The organism is Micromonospora sp. CNZ286 (genome assembly GCF_014207755.1).
In genome coordinates this window covers 5,497,480-5,513,853 of record NZ_JACHIZ010000001.1, presented here as the reverse complement: position 1 = coordinate 5,513,853, position 16,374 = coordinate 5,497,480, and the positions used below count along the sequence as shown (strand labels likewise).

Sequence of the window (16,374 nt, the reverse complement as noted above, 5' to 3'; positions counted from 1 at the left end):
GGTGTGGTCGGGCAGCGTGCAGACCTGGCGGTGCTGTCGGCGCCGTGCGGGCGGGCGGGTGCGCTGGTGTGTGTGGTGCCAGATGGCGTGCTGGTGGTCGACGTGGTGGTGCTGGGTGGTGGCTGGTGGGGGCGGGTGGGTGTGGGTGCGTCCGCGTACGCGGCGCCGGGCTGGTGTGGGGCGCGGCGGCGCGTGCTGGCCGGGGTGGGGGTGTTCATGTGCCCCCCTGGTGTTGGTGCCCCCCGGGTTGTGGTGGCCCGGAGGTGAGGGCGTCGCGGAGTACGTCGTGGAGGGTGTCGCCGTAGGCGGTGGCGCCGAGCTGCTGGCAGAGCAGCAGTAGGGCGGTGACGAGTTCGGAGGGGTCGGTCTGGTGGGTGAGGGCTTCGCAGGCGTCGCCGTCTTCGTCGAGGTAGGCGAGTAGGAGGGCGATGCCGCGGCTGATGTCGATGGTCATGGGCGTCGTCCGGTGCGCTGGTCGCGGATGCGGCTGACTTGGCTGGCGAGGTCGACGAGGACGTCGAGGACGGGCTGGGTGTGGCTGTTCCATCCGCTCAGCCGGGCGAGTGCGCTTCCGAGGCTGGCGAGGTCGCTGCTGTTGAGGCCGCTGAGGTCGACGGTGAGCGTCTGGCCGGGGTGGGGGGTGGTCATGGTGGCTCCTGTGCGGGTGTGGGCGAGGCGGGCGGCGTGGCGGTGTCGTAGGCCGGCGTCGCGGGCGGCCTGGCGCTGCTCGCGCAGATCTCTGCGCGCTTGCCGTCGGCGGAGCGTCTCGTCGACGGCCGCGCGGAGACGGCGCTCCCAGTCGGCGCGTTCGCGCTCTCCTGTGGCTTGTCCGTCCGTGAGTTCGTCCGGCACCCCCCCTCCTAAAGGAGGGGGTGCCGGACGGACGATTACGTCCGGATCGTTCGTCCGGACGTATGAACGCGGTGACCTGCGGTTTTCCGGCGAGGTGGTGAGTTCGTCCGGCACTTCGTCCGGAGAGTTCGTCCGGCGGTCGTCCGGACGTTCGGCTACTGAGCGCATCTCAGACCACCTCGTACAGTGACTGGCGGCCCTTGCCGGATACCTTCCGCAGCAGCTTGTCCCGCTCCAACTGCGTCATGTGCTCGTACGCCGTCGTCCGCGACACCCCGAGGCGTTCGATCAGCGCGTCCCGCAGCATCGTCTTGGTGAACGGCTCGCCGAACACCGCGCGCGCGACCTGCTCGGCGGAGAGCACCATGTCGGCGGTCTTCTCCATCGCCGAGACGCCCTCGATGATCACCGAGCCGTGCGCCGGCTTGCGGCGCAGCCACGTCTTCTCGCCGGCCACGCCCTCCTTGACCTTCTTGCGCTCCAGCTCCAGCAGCGGGTTCGCCGACGTGCCGGCGAGGATGAGCACCTCGTCGACGTTGGCCTCCAGCTGGCTGCCGCCGCGGGCCCGGCTCGCGTCGCCCCACCCCGGGTGGTGCACCAGCACCACCGTGCCGTCGATCGCCGCGGCCAGGTCGGCCATGCGCCGGGTCACGGTCGCGGCGTCCTTCGTCTCGTCGACGTCCGGCGCGAGGCTGGAGAACGTGTCGAGCACGATCAGCCCGGCGCCCAGGTCGACGGCCTCGGCGCGCATCTCGACCCAGGTGTCGACCTCGCGGAGGCTGGCGGGCCGTACGGAGAACACGACGTCGTCGTCCGTGACCTCGGTGCCCCACGCCGTCTCCCACGCGCTGATGCGCGCGTCGAGGCCGTTCGCGCCCTCACCGACGACGTAGAGCGCCTTGGTGCGGTGCACCTCTCGGCCGAGCCACGGGCGGCCGGTGCCGACCGAGCACGCCCACGCGAGGCTGACGAACGTCTTCCCGGCGTTGCTGGGCCCGACCAGCAGCACGGTGCTGCGCCGCGACATGACGCCTTCGATCAGCGGCTCGACGGGCGGGAGGCTGCGCAGCTGCGACCGGCGCAGCAGCGTGCCGGTGAACCGGCGGGCCGGCTTGTCGTCCGGCGCGTCCGCCGGTCCGGACGATGCCGGACGTTCGGGCGTGACGCCTGCCGGCCAGCCGTCTTCGCGGCGGCCGGGCAGCTCGTCGACGGGCACGGTGCCGGGCTGCACGACGGTGACGTCTGCCCAGGCGTCCAGGTCGGTCACGCGGCCACCCGCCCCGGGTGGACGGCGCCGGCGGCGTCCCGCTCGGCGGCGGCCAGCGCCATGCCGGTGCACGTCCGCCACCAGTCGCACGGGCCGGAGTGGACACCGCCGCACGCCGCGACGTCGAGCACCGCCAGCGGCGGCATGCTCAGCGCGAGCACGTCTGCGGGGGTGAGCCGGTAGCCCATGGCGTCGAGGTAGTCGTCGAGCTGTCGGGCGTCGCGGCGGCGCCGGACGACCGGGTCGCCGCCGCGGTGCAGGGGCGTGACGTCGCCGGGCTGCGGTACGCTCTGCGCGACAGCTTCGCCGGCCGTCGTGAGTGCCGCCCCGTTGCCCGCGGGGCGGCTTTTCTCATGCTGCGGCACGCTGACCGCCCCCGGCGACCAGCAGCGAGCCGAGGTGAGCGCGCTGTTCCTGGGTGAGCGGCGGCGCCGCATCGACTGCTGCGCGGATGGCCTGCTCGAGCTTGGCGGCCCTCAGATCGCGCCGGGCGTCTTCGGCGGTGGCGTCGTCGCCGCGCTGCACGGCCCGGGCGAGCCGGGCGCGGTGGTGCGTGATGGTGGACATCAGCTCTCCGGTGGGAACGGTTCATCCGCCCACCGGAGAGCGGGCCCAGCTCGCCTGATTACGAAGCCTCAGGCGTACGGCTTGATCATCTTAGCGCGCTTAGAACGGTAGCCGCGAGATGTCCAGCGCTTCGAGTTTGTTTCCCGCCATCTGCAAAAGTGCAGCCTCCCAGCGGTCGTACCGGATCTGCTCGCAGCGCCCGCACTTCGGGCAGTTCAGCTCGTACCCGCCGCGGGTGTACGTGACGTAGAAGCGCAGGCCACGACGGCCATGCCGTTGGCGTTCCGTCCACATGCCGCGGAGCGAGCCAACGACGTCGTACACGTCGTTGGTCGCGCCCGGCGACGGGTTCCGGATCTGCCGGTCGCGTACGTCCCGCTGGACGATGGCGCCGTCTTCCCGTACGCGGCCGATCTGAATCAAGCGGTGGGTGCCCTTCCCGGTGCAGACGATCTTCACAGACCAGCCTCCGCCCAGATCTCGCCCCACGTCCGGTCGTCGTTGCGCCACCGCGACGCCCCGAGGAACTTCGTTGCGTCCCACGCCGCCCGGCCCCGGATCGGCTCACCGAGCCGCACGACCATGATCGAGCGCAGCACCGACTGTTTCAGGCTGACGTCGCTGATCGCCCGGTACGCGGCCACCGGATCGGCGGCGGCCAGCAGCGCCGACGTGGCGTCGACCCGGCCGGCGGCAGTGATCTCGGCCTGGATCTCGTCGAGGCGTTCCTGCCCCCGGTCCATGCCCGCCTTCAGCGCCGCCTTCACCGCGCCGCGCGAGAGCGCGAACTCGGCGGCCAGCTCGGCCAGGTTGCCCTGGATCGCGGCGGCCTCGGCCCACAGCCCTTGAAGGTCAACGCCATCGGCCGGCCCCGGCAGCAGCCGCTGCCGCGCGTCCTCCTTCGCCAGGATCCCCTCAACAGTGCTGTCGATGTACTGGTGTAGCGGGTCCGCGCGCCACTGCCGGAAGCACGTCATGCACCGGTACTTCAGGTCGCCGGTGGGCCCGTAGGTGGCGTTCACGGTGACGTCGCAGCGGTCGCACAGGAACAGACCGGTGCCGACGTGCCGACGTGCCGGGCCGCTGTGGTGGATCCGCCGGTTCGGATCCTCCAGGAGCTGCTTCGCGGCCCGCCAGGTGGCCACGGGCACGATCGCCTCGTTGGGCGCCGTGTACTCGATGCCGTGCAGGATCCGCAGCCCGGCGTTGCGGGGGTTGAGCAGGATCTTCCGGATCACCGGGGCGCGCCACTTCCCCCGCCCGGTGGTGGTCGGCACGCCGCGGCGGTTCAGGCCCGCTTGCAGGCCGGCGAGCGAGCCGCCGGCCAGGACGTGCGCGTACCACTGCCGAATCTCGGTCGCCTCGCGCTCGACCAGGTCCCGGCCGTTCGCGGCGATGCCGTAGCTGCGCGGCCCGCCGTGGGGCTCGCCCCGCTCGGCCCGGTGGATCACCTCGGCGGTGACCCGCTCGGAGATCTCTTCGGCCTCGCCGGCGTCCCGGGCCGCCAGCGTGCGCGCGATCTCGCGGCCCTGAGCCGTGTTCAGGTCGAAGTTCGGCGACCGCACGTACCGGAAGCTGATGCCGTGGCCCAGCGCGAGGTCGATCAGGTCTTCGTGCTCGCGCGGTCGCCTGGTGAGCCGGCCGCTGGTGTAGGCGATGATCACCGAGAACTTCCCGGCCTTGGCGTCGGCGATCATCCGGTCGTACTCCGGCCGTGGCTTGCGCGAGTTGGTGCTCGCGCTGATGTCGTTGTCCCGGTAGACGCCGAAGACCGTCAGCCCTTCGCGCTGCGCCAGGGCGTGGTTGTCCTTGTCCTGCCGGTCGACGCCGAGCTCCCGACCCTCACGGTCGTCGCTGATGCGTTCATAGATTGCAGCGAGCCTCATAAGGGGGTAGCGTACGCTCCATCGGGTGGTCCTCGGTGTGCACGGCCAAATGGTTGCGGCCCGGGTCGCGGGGCAGGCCGCGCGGCACGGCCCAGGAGGCCAGCACGCCGTCGTGCTCCAGCCGCAGGTCCCAGTGCAGGCTCCGGGCGTGGTGCTGCTGGATGACGAAGCGGGGTGCGCGCCGCGCCGAACGCTTCCGCCCGGAATCCCGCTCGGGCACCGGTTCCGGGGTACGCGCGGCGTCCCGTTTCCGCCGGTACTCCTCCAGCCGGTCCGCCATCCCCGCATCCTCCCCCAGACGCGCCGCGCGCGCCGGGATGCCGGTGTGTGTGCGGCGAACCGGGGTAGAACGGGGGACATGGACAGCGACCAGCCCACCCTTCCGCTCGCCGGCGACGTCCGGATCCCGCTGCTCGGCTTCGGCACGTGGCAGGCCACCGGCGAGGCCGGGTGCCAGGCGGTGCTCGCCGCGCTGGACGCCGGCTACCGCCACATCGACACGGCCACGATGTACGGCAACGAGAAGGAGGTCGGGCGGGCGGTCAAGGAGAGCGGGCTGCGCCGGGAGGACGTCTTCATCACCACGAAGCTGCCGCCGGACCGGGTGGGCCGGGAGCGGGAGACCATCGAGGCCAGCCTGGCCGCCCTGGACACCGACTACGTCGACCTGTGGCTGGTGCACTGGCCGCCGTCCGCGCCCGGCGACAGCATCCCGGTGTGGCGGGAGATGCTCGCCGCGCGGGACGCGAACATGGCGCGCACGGTCGGGGTGAGCAACTACTCGATCGGCCAGATCGACGAGCTGATCCAGGCCACCGAGGAGACGCCGGCGGTCAACCAGATCCGCTGGAGCCCGTCGCTGTACGACAGGCACACGCACGCCGCCCACCGGGACCGGGGCGTGGCGCTGGAGGGGTACAGCCCGTTCAAGGCCAGCGACCTGTCCGACCCGGTGCTGGTCCGCATCGCCCAGGCGCACGACGTGTCACCGGCCCAGGTGGTGCTGCGCTGGCACATCGACCACGAGATCGTGGTCATCCCGAAGTCGGTCACGCCGGAGCGCATCCGTGCCAACGTCGACGTGTTCGGGTTCTCGCTCACCGCCGAGGAGATGCGCGACATCGACGCGCTCGCCGGCTGAGACGTACCCGCGGAAAGGGGCGCGGTCCGCTGCGGACCGCGCCCCTCTCCGCGTGCGGTGGTCAGCCGCGGGCGCAGGTGGAGCCGTTGAGCGTGAAGCTGCTCGGCGCGGAGTAGCTGCCGTTCAGCGTCGCCTGGTAGCCGAAGCTGGTGGACGCGCCGGGTGCCAGCGTGCCGTTGTAGCCGGCGTTGCGGGCGGTCACCGCGGAGCCGCTCTGGCTCACGGTGGCGTTCCACGCGTTGGTGACTGTCTGCCCGGAGGGCAGGTTGTAGTTCAGCGTCCAGCCGTTGATCGTGCCGGAGCCGGTGTTCTTGACCGTCACGTCGGCGGTGAAGCCGTTGTTCCACACGTTCGCCGCCTTGTAGGTGACGGTGCACGACGCGCCGCCCGACGGCGGGGGCGTGGTCGGCGCCGACGTGGTCGGCGGAGCCGACGTGGGCGGCGGGTTCGAGCCGGTGTTGACGCTCTGCGAGAACGAGTTCACCGCGAGCCCGACGCCGCCCTGCCACGGCTCGAAGCCGGCCTGGATGCTGGTCAGGTACCAGTCGTTGGTGATCGCACCCCGGTTACGGGTGTCGTTGATGAACGCCATCGCGTCGAAGCTGAAGCTGGGGATGGCCGACGGCGACAGGTACGAGATGACGTTGTTGGAGCCGTTGCTGCCGCGCCAGACCTCCCAGGTGCGGCCGGCGATGCTGGCGGTGCCGACCGGCGAGCCGATGGGCTGGATCGAGCCCTGCCGGTTGAGCCAGATCATGATCTCCATCTGGTTCACGCCGTCGCGCTTGGGCGACGGGTCGAGCCAGATGTCGTACGACGCGTTGAAGATCGCGCCGCTGACGTAGTTGTAGCTGATGCTGGACGGTGCGCTGCTGATGTTCTTCACCTGCACCGGCAGGTTCGTGCCGGGCGAGCAGTTGGTGTAGTGGCAGCCCACGAAGATCGACGGGTACGCGACCGGTGCCCCGTTGGTCGGCGCGGAGCCGTCCGCGCGGGTGATCGAGAAGCCGGTCGAGGTGACGTTGATGCACTGCTGGGCACTGGTGCCCCAGCGGTTGTTCTGCACCACGTACTTGCCGCCGATGGTGGTCGAGCCGTACTGCTCGCAGATCTGGGTGTCGGCGGAGGCGGTGCCGCCGAGCGCGACGGCGACGAGGGTGCCGGCGGCCAGCAGTCCGGCTGCCGCGAGGGCCCTGAGTGGACGCTTCATGATGCTCCTTGGCTCGGCGCGGGACGGCGCCGGTTCGGTCGGTGATACGGGCGGGAGCGCTCCCACGATGCAAGGAATACATTTACATGTCTGAAATCATTGCGCAATTGCGCCGGTCTCGTTAACGCTCCGCGTCCGGCCGGTGGCACGGCGGAGAGCCGCGACCGCCCCCTTCCCCCAGATGGAGGCGGGATTCCTGCCGGTGGGACGGGGTGTGCCGCCGACCGGCGGCCCGCGCCAGGGCGCATGGGCACTTCCGCCGCCTGGTTGCGGCGAGTAATGTCTTGCCTCCAACGCGTTCCGATCCCCCTCCGGAGGCGTACCCCGTGATGGGTGGTTCCCCCCTGCGCATCCTCGTCGTCGGCGCGGGCATCGCCGGCCTCGCCGTGGCCCGGGCGCTGCGCCTGGCGGGGTTCCGGCCCGACGTCACCGAGCGGCTGCCACCCACCGAGTCGATCGACTCCGGCCTCTACCTGCCCGGCAACGCCGCCCGGGCGATGCGCCGGCTCGACCTCGACGGGCCGCTGCGCCCGCTCGGCCAGGTGATCCACCGGCAGCGCTTCCTGGACGCCGCCGGAGCGCCGCTGTGCGAGGTCGACCTCGACGCGCTCTGGGCCGGCGTGGGGGAGTGCCGGGCGCTGCCCCGGGCCGAACTGCACCGGGTGCTGCTCACCGGCGCCGGCGGCGCGGTGCGCCACGGCGCCGAGGTGAGCACCGTCGACCTGCTGCCCGGCCGGGTCGCCGTCGGCTTCACCGACGGCACCAGCGGCGAGTACGACCTGGTCGTCGGCGCGGACGGGCCCCGCTCGGCGGTACGGACGCTCGCCGCGCTCGGCGGACCACCACGCCCCGCCGGGCAGGTGGTCTACCGCGCCCTGGTGCGCGGCGGCCCCCGGATCGCGGACTGGACCGCCCTGCTCGGCCAGCGGGCCGGGTTCCTGGTCGTGCCACTCGGCGCCGGACGGCTCTACTGCTACGCCGACGAGGCCGGCACCGAACTGCCCGCCGACCCGCTCGCCCGCCTGCACGAGCTGTTCGGCTCGTACGGCGGCCCGGTGCCCGAGGTGCTGGCCGCGCTGGAGACCGTGTCAGTGGAACGCACCGAGGAGGTCGAGCTGGGACGCTGGTTCCACGGCCGGGTGCTGCTCGTCGGTGATGCCGCTCACGCCACCGCGCCGACGCTGTCCCAGGGCGCCGCGATGGCGCTGGAGGACGCCGTCGTGCTCGCCGAGTCGCTGCGGGCCGCCGGCAGCGTCGAGGCCGCGCTGCTCGCGTACGAGAGTCGTCGCCGGCCGCGTACCCGCTGGGTGCGGGACCGGACCCGGGACCGCAACCGCACCCGCGACGTGCCGCCGGCGCTGCGCGACCCGTTGCTGCGCGGACGCGGCGGCCGGATCTTCCGGGAGCACTACCGGCTCCTGACCGGCCCGCTCTGAAAGGCGGGAGATCGTAGCCGCCCACCCCACGCGGCGAGGCCACCTACCGGGGACTATCCTCCCTACGGATGACGGCTGCGCCGATGACCAGCGCGCCGAGCGGGACAACCAGAACCGGAGGCCACTCGTGACCACCGTCGCACCCAAGCCGGTCGTGACCCGGCCCTGGCCGGTCCGGGAGCCGGTCAAGGGGTCGGCCATCGCGCGGCTGCTGCGCACCACGGACGCGAAGCAGATCGGGATCATGTACATGGTCACCGCGTTCGTGTTCTTCATGATCGGTGGCCTGATGGCCCTGATCATGCGCGCCGAACTCGCGCGACCGGGCCTGCAGTTCCTGTCGCCCGAGCAGTACAACCAGCTCTTCACGATGCACGGCACGATCATGCTGCTGTTCTTCGCGACGCCGATCGTGTTCGCCTTCGCGAACTACGTGGTGCCGCTGCAGATCGGCGCGCCGGACGTGTCGTTCCCCCGGCTCAACGCCTTCGCCTACTGGCTGTACCTGTTCGGTGGCACGCTCGCCACCGCGGGCTTCATCGCCCCGGGCGGCGCGGCCGACTTCGGCTGGACCGCGTACACGCCGCTGAGCACCGCCGACCACGCCCCGGGCGTGGGCGCGAACATGTGGGTCGTCGGTCTGGCCATCTCCGGTCTGGGCACGATCCTCGGCGCGGTGAACCTGATCACCACGATCCTGACCCTGCGCGCGCCCGGCATGACCATGTTCCGGATGCCGATCTTCACCTGGAACATGCTGGTCACCAGCCTGCTGGCGATCCTGGTCTTCCCGCTGCTGGCCGCCGCGCTGTTCGCGCTCGCCGCGGACCGCCTGATGGGCGCCCACGTGTACGACCCGGCGACCGGCGGGCCGATGCTGTGGCAGCACCTGTTCTGGTTCTTCGGTCACCCCGAGGTGTACATCATCGCGCTGCCGTTCTTCGGCATCATCAGCGAGATCATCCCGGTGTTCTCCCGGAAGCCGATCTTCGGCTACAAGGGCCTGGTGGCCGCCACCATCGCCATCGCCGCCCTGTCGATGAGCGTCTGGGCGCACCACATGTTCGCCACCGGCCAGGTGCTGCTGCCGTTCTTCAGCTTCCTGAGCTACCTGATCGCCGTGCCCACCGGTATGAAGTTCTTCAACTGGATCGGCACCATGTGGCGGGGCCAGATCACCTTCGAGACGCCGATGCTGTTCTCGATCGGCTTCCTGGTGACGTTCCTCTTCGGTGGTCTCACCGGTGTGCTGCTGGCCAGCCCGCCGCTCGACTTCCACCTGCACGACTCGTACTTCGTGGTGGCGCACTTCCACTACGTGCTCTTCGGCACCATCGTGTTCGCGGTGTTCGCCGGCATCTACTTCTGGTTCCCGAAGATGTTCGGCCGGATGCTCGACGAGCGGCTCGGCAAGATTCACTTCTGGCTGACCATGATCGGCTTCCACACCACGTTCCTGGTGCAGCACTGGCTGGGCAACGAGGGCATGCCGCGCCGGTACGCCGACTACCAGGCCGCCGACGGCTTCACCACGCTGAACACGATCTCCACGATCGGCGCGTTCATCACCGGTATCTCGACGCTGCCGTTCATCTGGAACTGCTGGAAGTCGTACAAGACCGGCCCGGTCGTCGAGGTCGACGACCCGTGGGGCCACGGCAACTCGCTCGAGTGGGCCACCAGCTCCCCGCCGCCGCTGCGCAACTTCGACCGGATGCCGCGCATCCGCTCCGAGCGGCCGGCGTTCGACGCGAAGTTCCCCGAGCTGGCCGCCGGGCAGAGCCTGGCCGGTCCGCCCGAGGGTGGCGCGAAGCCGCTGACCAGCGAGGTCAACGGTGGCGCCAGCTACCAGGAGGACACCGCAGGCAACCTCGACCAGCGCTGACGCAGTAGTTCAAGGCCGGGCGCCGCACCCCTCAGGGGGTGCGGCGCCCGCCCTTTTCCCTCCCGCCCGTCCCCGCCCGTTCGCCGGGGTGGGGCGGGGTGCGGCACCAGGTCGGGGGAGTGGTGGTGTCCGGGGTGCGTGGATGCAGCCACTTCCCCGTACTGGCTTCGGCCCCGCTTCGGGAGACACGAACTCCTTGATCACGCGGGGTGCGGTGGGCGGAAGGCGTGAGCGGGGGCCGGGGGCTAGCGGGAAGCCAGGGCCACGTCGGGGTCCGGGGTCGGGGTGAGGAGTTGAGTGCGGCGGTGGCGCAGCTCGATCGGGAGCACCGCCAGCGCCACGAGCGCGCCGATCGCGCCGGTGACCACGAAGCCCCACGCGGGCGCGGAGGCGTCGATCACCGCGCCGGCCAGCGGCGCGCCGAGCGCGATGCCGACCGTCACGGCGGAGCCGTGCAGGCCCATGGCCAGCCCTCGGACGGAGGGTGGGGCCAGCCGGCTGACCGCGTCGGAGGTGGACGCGATGGTGGGGGCGCAGAGCGCACCGGCCGGGATCAGCGCCAGGCAGAGCAGCCACCAGTGCGACCCGCCCAGCCCGACCGGGATGGTGGTGAGGCTCAGCGCGGCCATCAGCGCCAGCGGGGAGAAGGAGCGGCGTACCGCGCCGTAGGCGAAGCCACCTGCCAGCGAGGCGACCGCCCAGGCGGCCAGCACGGCGCCGGTCCAGCCGACCTCGCCACCGGACCGGAGCACGGCTACCACCGCGACGTCGGTGCCGCCGAGCACCAGCGTGGCGGCGAGGCTGACCGCCAGGACGGCGAGCAGGCGCGGGGTGAGCCACTCGCGGCGGTGCACCGGGCGCGGGGGCCCGGCCGGCTCGTCGGCGGCCCGGATCGGCGGGTCGAGCAGCCAGAAGCAGATGCCGGAGGCGACGATCCCGGTGCCGACCGCCCAGAGCGTCAGGCGCGGCGTGACGGCGGTGGCCAGTGCCACGGCGAGTGCCGGGCCGACCATGAACGACAACTCCACGGCCATCGAGTCCAGCGCGTACGCGGGGCGGCGCTTCTCCACCGGCACGAGCGCGGCGATCGACTGGCGGACCATCGAGAAGATCGGCAGTGCGAGCAGCCCGGCGAAGAACGCGGCCGGTAGGAGCACCGGGTACGGCAGCGTGGGCGCGGCGGACCAGAACAGCGCCTCGGCGACGGTGGTGAGCACCAGCACCGGGCGGAGCCCTCGGCGGTCGATGAGCCGCCCGAGCAGCGGGGCGCCGACCGCCGCGCCGACCGTCGACGCGGCGCCGACCAGGCCGGCGGCGCCGTAGCCGCGGCCCAGGTCGAGCACCACGTAGAAGGTGAGCGTCACCCCGGTGGCGGTCAGCGGCACCCGGGCCAGCACCGACACCAGCAGCAACGATCGGAGACCGGGTAGGGCGAGCGCCTCCCGGTAAGGCTTCAGGTTCACGACGGTCCGTACCTCCGGCGCCATCCTGGGGCCGGGGTACGACACCCGCAAGCGATTACCCGGTCAAGCGGCAGTGATCACAGGCTCGCCCACCATTGTCACCCCGGCGCCGTCGAGCGCCCGCAGCGCCACGTCGAGCGTGTCCGGCGCGACAGCGGCGGTCAGGTCCAGCAGCACAGTGGTCCGGAAGCCCTCCCGGGCGGCGTCCAGGGCGGTCGCGCGCACGCAGTGGTCGGTGGCGATGCCGACCACGTCGACCCGGTCCACGCCGTGGCGGCGCAGCCAGTCGGCCAGGCACTCGCCGTCGGGGCCGTGCCCCTCGAAACCGGAGTACGCGGCCGCGTGCTCGCCCTTGTGGAAGATCACCTCCACCCGGTCGGTCACCAGCTCGGGGTGGAACTCGGAACCGGAGGTGCCGACCACGCAGTGCCGGGGCCAGGAGTCGACGTAGTCCGGCGGGTCGCCGAAGTGCGCGCCCGGGTCGACGTGGTAGTCCTTGGTCGCGACCACGTGGTCCCACCGGTCCGGCTCGGCGGCCAGCAGCCGGGAGATGCCGGCGGCCACGCCGGCTCCGCCACCGACCGCGAGGGAGCCGCCCTCGCAGAAGTCGTTCTGCACGTCCACGATGATCAGGGCGTTCGCCATCTGACGGGTTCCTCCTCAGCTCGCGGGTACGACGGTCACCGGTACGGCGGGATCCCCGGCGGAGAGCTTGAGCCCCTCCCACGGGATCGAGATCAGGCACTGGCGCAGGTGGTCCCGGGACTCCTCCAGCGTGGGCAGGGTCTCCGGTTCGCCCGACACCACGTACGAGTGCTGGAGCAGCCGGTCGTTGGGCTGCCGGTCCGGTACGCCCTGCGGCACGATGACCTCCTCGGTGGCGGTGCCGGTCGGCTTGTGCCGGCGGACCGCGACCTTCCGGCCGCCGATGGTGGCCTTGTGCTCGGAGCGCTTGACCACCGGCCGCCCCTCCACCTCGACCAGCTTGTAGACCAGGCCGGCGGTGGGCGCACCGGAGCCGGTCACCACTGCGGTGCCGGCACCGTACATGTCCACCGGTTCGGCGGCGAGCGCGGCGATGGCGTACTCGTCGAGGTCGCCGGAGACGATGATCTTCGTCTCGGTGGCACCGAGCGAGTCGAGCAGCTCGCGGGACTGCTGGGCGATCACCGCGAGGTCGCCGGAGTCGATCCGGACCGCGCGCAGCTCGGGCCCGGCCACCGCGATCGCGTTGCGGATGCCCTGGGCGATGTCGTACGTGTCGACGAGCAGCGTGGTGTCCTTGCCCAGCGTGGCGACCTGGGAGGCGAACGCGGCCCGCTCGTCGTCGTGCAGCAGCGTGAAGGCGTGCGCGGCGGTGCCCGCGGTGGGGATGCCGTAGCGCTGCCCGGCGGCCAGGTTGGAGGTGAACCGGAACCCGGCCAGGTATGCGGCCCGCGCCGCGGCGACGGCGGCCTCCTCGTGCGCCCGCCGGGAGCCCATCTCGATCAGCGCCCGGCCCCGGGCCGCGGTGACCATCCGGGCCGCGGCGGCGGCGATGGCGCAGTCGTGGTTGAGCACTGACAGCACCAGCGTCTCCAGCACCACGCACTCGGCGAACGTGCCGGACACGGTGAGGATCGGAGAGCCGGGGAAGAAGAGCTCGCCCTCGGCGTAGCCGTCGATGTCGCCGGTGAACCGGTAGTCGGCCAGCCACTGCGCGGCCCGGTCGTCCACCACTCCGGTACGGCGCAGGAAGTCGATCTCCGCCGGGTCGAACCGGAAGTCGCGGATCATCTCGATCAGCCGGCCGGTCCCGGCGACCACGCCGTACCGGCGCCCGGCCGGCAGCCGCCGGCTGAACACCTCGAAGACGCAACGTCGGTCGGCCGTGCCGTCACGCAGGGCCGCGCTGACCATGGTCAGCTCGTAGTGGTCGGTCAGCAGCGCGGGGCGAAGGGTGCTCACCGCCCCAGCCTAGAGTTCAGCCCGGGTCCGCGCCGTCGTGCCCCGGCATCGACCGCAGTGCGGCCCGCAACTCGCCGCGCCCGGCGACGCCGAGCTTGCTGTAGACGCGCTGGAGGTGGTTCTCCACGGTGCGGGTGGACAGGAACAGCCGCTCGGCGATGGCGCGGCTGGTCACGCCGTCTGCCGCGAGGCGGGCGATCTCCCATTCCCGCTCGCTGAGCGTCGGGCGCAGCAGCCGCAGCGCCGGGGTGGAGATCTCGTCGCAGCGGCGCAGCAGGTCGGCGAGGCGTTCCCGGATCGGCCCGGTGGCGCCGGCCCGGACGTGTCGCGTCCGGTGCAGGGCCAGGGCGGTCGCCTCGGCCGCGTACACGATCAGCTCCCGGTCGGCGAAGCCGTCGGCGACCGCCAGCAGCGCGTCCGGCGAGCCGTCGACGGCGGCCCGGCCGAACCGGGCGACCAGCGGCGGCAGCACGCCGTCGACCTGCTCGGAGAGTTCGGCCAGGCGTTGCGCCACGGTGCGCCGGCCACCGTCGGTGCAGGTCGGGCCGACCGGCGCGGCGGCCTGGTCCAGCCGGACCAGGTCGAGCAGGACGAGCAGCTCGTGCCCGGCCAGGCCGTCCTCGCGCAGCCGGTCGGCGAGCGCGCACAGGTGCTTGGTGGCCGCCGGCAGGTCACCGGTGGCGGCCTGGACCGCGCCCCGGGCCTGCTCCAGCCACGGGTAGAGCACGGCCATGCCGGGCGCGTGCGTCCGGTCCGCCTCGGCCATCGCGTCGGCCGCGTGCGTCACGTCCCCGCGCAGCGCGGCGGCCTGGGCGCGCTCGGCGTGCGCGAGGCCCGCGTACACCCGGCTGGTGGCGAGCACCGCGCACGCCTCCAGGCTGGTCCGCAGCGCCTCGTCGCCGCGCCCGCGCAGCCGCGCCGCGTACGCCTGGAGGATGGCCAGGTAGCCGGTGCCGAGCCGGAAGTCGCCGGCTCCGGCCAGGTCGGCGAACTCGTCGGCGACGATCGCGTCGATGCCGGGCAGGTCGCCGGAGAGCGTCAGCCGGGTGCCCCGGGCCAGTTCCATGGCGAGCTGGAGGTAGGGCATGTCGCCCCGCCAGCACGCCGCCTCGGCCTGCACGCGGGCGATCGCTGTGGCGCTGAGCTGGTATTGCCCCTGCGCCGCCTGGAGGTGGGCGAGCGTGCAGCGGGCCAGCTCCCGGGCGGCCATCGGGGCGGCGGGCCGGTCCAGCACCTCCTGGGCCAGCCGTACCGCGACGTCGACGTCGAGCCGGTGCAGCCGCATGGTGGCCTCGAACGCGCGTACGCGGGCCCGGTCGGCGGGGTCGCTCAGCTCCTCGCCGCGCGCGGCGATCTCCTCCACGGTGGACTCACGGTTGAGCCCCCAGTAGCTGACCATGCCCCGGACGGTCAGCCACCGGCTGCGCCGCCGGTCGTCGTGGATCTCACCGGCGACCTGGTCGAGCACGCCGATCGCCTCGTCCGGCCGGTCGCCGAACATGAGGATGGTGGCGAGCAGCTCCGCCGCGTCAGTGCCGCCGCCGGCTTCCAGCGCGGCCCGGGCCAGCCGGGTGGCCAGCGGCACGTCGTACCGGCCGAACGCCTGCACCGCCGCTTCGAGCAGCAGGGCCACGTCCTGCGCCGTACCCGAGTCGAGTCGCCACACCGCGACGCGCAGCAGGTCCTCCCGGCGGCGCTTGCCGACCTGTTCCAGCAGTCCGGCGAGGGTGGCCTGGAGCCGGCGGGTGCGGCTGACCGGGCAGTGGCGGCGCATCACCTCGCCGTAGAGCGGGTGCGCCAGGCGGACGTTGAGCCGCCGGTCGTCGTGGACCAGCGCGATGAGCCCGCGTTCCTCGGCCGTCTCCACGTCCGCCGGGTCGGCCGCGCGTTCCAGCAGTTGCAGGCCCAGCGGCTCGCCGAAGGCGACCAGTTCGACGACCGCCCGGACGCCGGGGGTGAGCTGGCCGATCCGGGTGTCGATCAGTTCGGTGAGGCTGGGTGCCAGCTCCAGCCGCCCGGTCCAGGTCCAGATGCCGTACCTGCGGTTCAGCTCGTCGTCGGCGGCCAGCACCAGCTCCCGCAGCAGCAGCGGGTTGCCGGCGGAGAGCTGGAACAGCCGGTCGGAGGAGCCGGCGTCGACCGGGCCGCCCAGGATGGCGGCGAGCAGCCCGGTGGTCTCGCTGCGGCACAGCGGGCGCAGTTCGACCAGGTCGGCCAGGTCGTCGGTCCAGAGTGCGCGGATCGGCAGCGGGACCTGCTCGCCGTTGCGCAGCGTCCCGATGACGTACGCGTTCTCCGAGCGGGCGACCAGGTGCACGAGCGCCGCCGAGGGCGGGTCGAGCAGATGCGCGTCGTCGATGGCGAGCACGATGGGCCGCCCGGCGGCCTGTTCCTGGAGCACGTCCACGGCCCAGCGCAGGATCCCGGCGGGGGACAGGCCCTGCGGCTGCGAGGCGGGCAGCACCTGGACCAGCCCGCCGAACGGCAACGCGGCTGTGGTGGCGCTGGCCGCGATGGACCAGATCGCGTACCGCTCGGGGGAGAGCGCGGCCACCCCCTCGCGCAGCAGCCGGCTCTTGCCGACCCCGGCGTCGCCGCTGAAGAGCAACCCGCGCCCCTCCGGGCCACCGACCGCCGACAACAGACGGTTGAGTTCATCAGTACGGCCGACGAACTCCCACCTACTCATCGATGCAGCATATCGACCGTGTTCCGTCCGC

The 16,374-nt window shown here is 72.4% G+C and carries 15 protein-coding genes and 1 pseudogene; 3 read left to right on the top strand and 13 right to left on the bottom strand.

What is annotated here, in order from left to right:
- Positions 1-214 precede the first annotated feature (214 nt).
- The 8 genes and pseudogenes from FHX31_RS24325 to FHX31_RS24290 form a co-directional block, all read right to left on the bottom strand.
- Positions 215-454, bottom strand: a complete 240-nt coding sequence (locus tag FHX31_RS24325) for a hypothetical protein (RefSeq protein WP_184977235.1) — start codon at positions 452-454, stop codon at positions 215-217.
- Entirely contained in the window at positions 451-648 is a 198-nt protein-coding gene (locus FHX31_RS24320) for a hypothetical protein (protein WP_184977234.1), read from the bottom strand. Before FHX31_RS24320 ends, FHX31_RS24325 begins: the two co-directional genes overlap by 4 nt.
- A 373-nt stretch (positions 649-1,021) precedes the next feature.
- A complete protein-coding gene (locus FHX31_RS24315; RefSeq protein ID WP_184977233.1) occupies positions 1,022-2,119 on the bottom strand; it encodes an AAA family ATPase in 1,098 nt (365 codons plus the stop codon).
- Entirely contained in the window at positions 2,116-2,484 is a 369-nt protein-coding gene (locus FHX31_RS24310; protein ID WP_184977232.1) for a hypothetical protein, read from the bottom strand. The genes FHX31_RS24315 and FHX31_RS24310 overlap by 4 nt, the downstream gene beginning before the upstream one ends.
- Positions 2,471-2,686, bottom strand: coding sequence for a hypothetical protein (locus FHX31_RS24305; protein ID WP_184977231.1), 216 nt, complete (start codon positions 2,684-2,686; stop codon positions 2,471-2,473). Before FHX31_RS24305 ends, FHX31_RS24310 begins: the two co-directional genes overlap by 14 nt.
- 99 nt (positions 2,687-2,785) lie before the next feature.
- Entirely contained in the window at positions 2,786-3,145 is a 360-nt protein-coding gene (locus FHX31_RS24300) for a hypothetical protein (RefSeq protein ID WP_184977230.1), read from the bottom strand.
- Positions 3,142-4,572: a recombinase family protein gene (locus FHX31_RS24295; protein ID WP_184977229.1), complete on the bottom strand. Its 1,431-nt coding sequence runs from the start codon at positions 4,570-4,572 to the stop codon at positions 3,142-3,144. The genes FHX31_RS24300 and FHX31_RS24295 overlap by 4 nt, the downstream gene beginning before the upstream one ends.
- Positions 4,573-4,588: 16 nt before the next feature.
- Positions 4,589-4,852: pseudogene (locus FHX31_RS24290) on the bottom strand (DNA polymerase ligase N-terminal domain-containing protein); the annotation flags it as partial.
- Positions 4,853-4,930: 78 nt separating this feature from the next.
- On the opposite strand from FHX31_RS24290, the gene FHX31_RS24285 reads away from it, so the two are divergent.
- Positions 4,931-5,713 carry an aldo/keto reductase gene (locus FHX31_RS24285; RefSeq protein WP_013474227.1) on the top strand — a complete coding sequence of 261 codons (783 nt, stop codon included), beginning with the start codon at positions 4,931-4,933 and terminating at the stop codon, positions 5,711-5,713.
- A gap of 61 nt (positions 5,714-5,774) precedes the next feature.
- Here the strand turns inward: FHX31_RS24285 and FHX31_RS24280 are convergent, their stop codons facing one another.
- Positions 5,775-6,923: a glycoside hydrolase family 12 protein gene (locus FHX31_RS24280; RefSeq protein ID WP_013284347.1), complete on the bottom strand. Its 1,149-nt coding sequence runs from the start codon at positions 6,921-6,923 to the stop codon at positions 5,775-5,777.
- 329 nt (positions 6,924-7,252) lie between these two features.
- Here FHX31_RS24280 and FHX31_RS24275 point away from each other — a divergent pair, with 329 nt between their 5' ends.
- The gene (locus FHX31_RS24275) at positions 7,253-8,359 is read left to right on the top strand and encodes an FAD-dependent monooxygenase (RefSeq protein ID WP_030272913.1); all 1,107 of its coding nucleotides are present in this window, start codon (positions 7,253-7,255) and stop codon (positions 8,357-8,359) included.
- Between the two features lie 127 nt (positions 8,360-8,486).
- The gene (gene ctaD / locus FHX31_RS24270; protein ID WP_013284349.1) at positions 8,487-10,244 is read left to right on the top strand and encodes an aa3-type cytochrome oxidase subunit I; all 1,758 of its coding nucleotides are present in this window, start codon (positions 8,487-8,489) and stop codon (positions 10,242-10,244) included.
- Positions 10,245-10,489: 245 nt separating this feature from the next.
- Here the strand turns inward: ctaD and FHX31_RS24265 are convergent, their stop codons facing one another.
- The 4 genes from FHX31_RS24265 to FHX31_RS24250 are packed head-to-tail and all read right to left on the bottom strand — an operon-like array spanning position 10,490 to position 16,343.
- On the bottom strand, positions 10,490-11,731 hold the full coding sequence (locus FHX31_RS24265; RefSeq protein WP_184977228.1) for an MFS transporter: 1,242 nt from the start codon (positions 11,729-11,731) through the stop codon (positions 10,490-10,492).
- 39 nt (positions 11,732-11,770) lie between these two features.
- Positions 11,771-12,352 (bottom strand): isochorismatase family protein, encoded by a 582-nt coding sequence (locus FHX31_RS24260; RefSeq protein WP_013474230.1) that lies wholly within the window; start codon positions 12,350-12,352, stop codon positions 11,771-11,773.
- A gap of 15 nt (positions 12,353-12,367) precedes the next feature.
- Positions 12,368-13,654, bottom strand: coding sequence for a nicotinate phosphoribosyltransferase (locus FHX31_RS24255; protein ID WP_013284352.1), 1,287 nt, complete (start codon positions 13,652-13,654; stop codon positions 12,368-12,370).
- Positions 13,655-13,670: 16 nt separating this feature from the next.
- The gene (locus FHX31_RS24250) at positions 13,671-16,343 is read right to left on the bottom strand and encodes a LuxR C-terminal-related transcriptional regulator (protein ID WP_091329863.1); all 2,673 of its coding nucleotides are present in this window, start codon (positions 16,341-16,343) and stop codon (positions 13,671-13,673) included.
- Positions 16,344-16,374 lie beyond the last annotated feature (31 nt).

Excerpts from the sequence above, each read along its gene's own strand:
- FHX31_RS24275 (WP_030272913.1), top strand. The coding sequence starts at position 7,253 with ATGGGTGGTTCCCCCCTGCGCATCCTCGTCGTCGGCGCGGGCATCGCC.
- FHX31_RS24250 (WP_091329863.1), bottom strand. The coding sequence starts at position 16,343 with ATGAGTAGGTGGGAGTTCGTCGGCCGTACTGATGAACTCAACCGTCTG.
- FHX31_RS24285 (WP_013474227.1), top strand. The coding sequence starts at position 4,931 with ATGGACAGCGACCAGCCCACCCTTCCGCTCGCCGGCGACGTCCGGATC.
- FHX31_RS24325 (WP_184977235.1), bottom strand. The coding sequence starts at position 454 with ATGACCATCGACATCAGCCGCGGCATCGCCCTCCTACTCGCCTACCTC.
- FHX31_RS24265 (WP_184977228.1), bottom strand. The coding sequence starts at position 11,731 with ATGGCGCCGGAGGTACGGACCGTCGTGAACCTGAAGCCTTACCGGGAG.
- FHX31_RS24260 (WP_013474230.1), bottom strand. The coding sequence starts at position 12,352 with ATGGCGAACGCCCTGATCATCGTGGACGTGCAGAACGACTTCTGCGAG.
- FHX31_RS24295 (WP_184977229.1), bottom strand. The coding sequence starts at position 4,572 with ATGAGGCTCGCTGCAATCTATGAACGCATCAGCGACGACCGTGAGGGT.
- FHX31_RS24320 (WP_184977234.1), bottom strand. The coding sequence starts at position 648 with ATGACCACCCCCCACCCCGGCCAGACGCTCACCGTCGACCTCAGCGGC.
- FHX31_RS24280 (WP_013284347.1), bottom strand. The coding sequence starts at position 6,923 with ATGAAGCGTCCACTCAGGGCCCTCGCGGCAGCCGGACTGCTGGCCGCC.
- FHX31_RS24305 (WP_184977231.1), bottom strand. The coding sequence starts at position 2,686 with ATGTCCACCATCACGCACCACCGCGCCCGGCTCGCCCGGGCCGTGCAG.